At 57.4% G+C, this 1,182-nt stretch carries 1 rRNA gene; it reads right to left on the bottom strand.

Features of this window, described 5'->3' with window-relative positions:
- Nucleotides 1-1,182, bottom strand: a 23S ribosomal RNA gene (locus RJ05_RS05535); the annotation flags it as partial.

Genomic DNA, 1,182 nt, shown 5'->3' with positions numbered 1-1,182 from the left:
AACTGATTCAGCATGGGCGCGGATACACGGGTACGGGAATATCAACCCGTTGTCCATCGACTACGCCTGTCGGCCTCGCCTTAGGTCCCGACTCACCCTGGGCGGATTAACCTGGCCCAGGAACCCTTGGTCATTCGGCGGACGAGTTTCTCACTCGTCTTTCGCTACTCATGCCTGCATTCTCACTCGCACAGCCTCCACAACTGGTTCACACCGCTGCTTCCCTGGCTGTACGACGCTCCCCTACCCACCCCAACCACTGCACACCCAACCGTAGTCGGATGTGGATGTCTTGTTGGAGTGCCGCGGCTTCGGCGGTGTACTTGAGCCCCGCTACATTGTCGGCGCAGAATCACTTGACCAGTGAGCTATTACGCACTCTTTCAAGGGTGGCTGCTTCTAAGCCAACCTCCTGGTTGTCTTCGCGACTCCACATCCTTTTCCACTTAGTACACGCTTAGGGGCCTTAGCCGGCGATCTGGGCTGTTTCCCTCTCGACTACGAAGCTTATCCCCCGCAGTCTCACTGCCACGCTCTCACACACCGGCATTCGGAGTTTGGCTGACTTCGGTAAGCTTGTGGGCCCCCTAGGCCATCCAGTAGCTCTACCTCCGGCGTGAAACACGTGACGCTGCACCTAAATGCATTTCGGGGAGAACCAGCTATCACGGAGTTTGATTGGCCTTTCACCCCTACCCACAGCTCATCCCCTCAGTTTTCAACCTAAGTGGGTTCGGGCCTCCACGACGTCTTACCGTCGCTTCACCCTGGCCATGGGTAGATCACTCCGCTTCGGGTCTAGAACATGCGACTCAAACCGCCCTATTCGGACTCGCTTTCGCTACGGCTACCCCACCACGGGTTAACCTCGCCACATGCCACTAACTCGCAGGCTCATTCTTCAAAAGGCACGCCATCACCCCCAGCAGCAAGCTGCTCGAAGGCTCTGACGGATTGTAAGCGCACGGTTTCAGGTACTATTTCACTCCCCTCCCGGGGTACTTTTCACCTTTCCCTCACGGTACTAGTCCGCTATCGGTCACCAGGGAGTATTCAGGCTTACCGGGTGGTCCCGGCAGATTCACAGCAGATTTCACGGGCCCGCTGCTACTCGGGAGTCATCCACACAAGCCGTTGAGTTTTCGCTTACCGGACTCTCACCGTCTACGGTTGGCCGTCCCA

Origin of the sequence: Nocardia cyriacigeorgica NBRC 100375 (genome assembly GCF_000308555.1) — a bacterium.
Classification (GTDB): Bacteria; Actinomycetota; Actinomycetes; order Mycobacteriales; family Mycobacteriaceae; genus Nocardia; species Nocardia cyriacigeorgica.
This window is presented reverse-complemented; position numbering and strand designations above follow the sequence as displayed.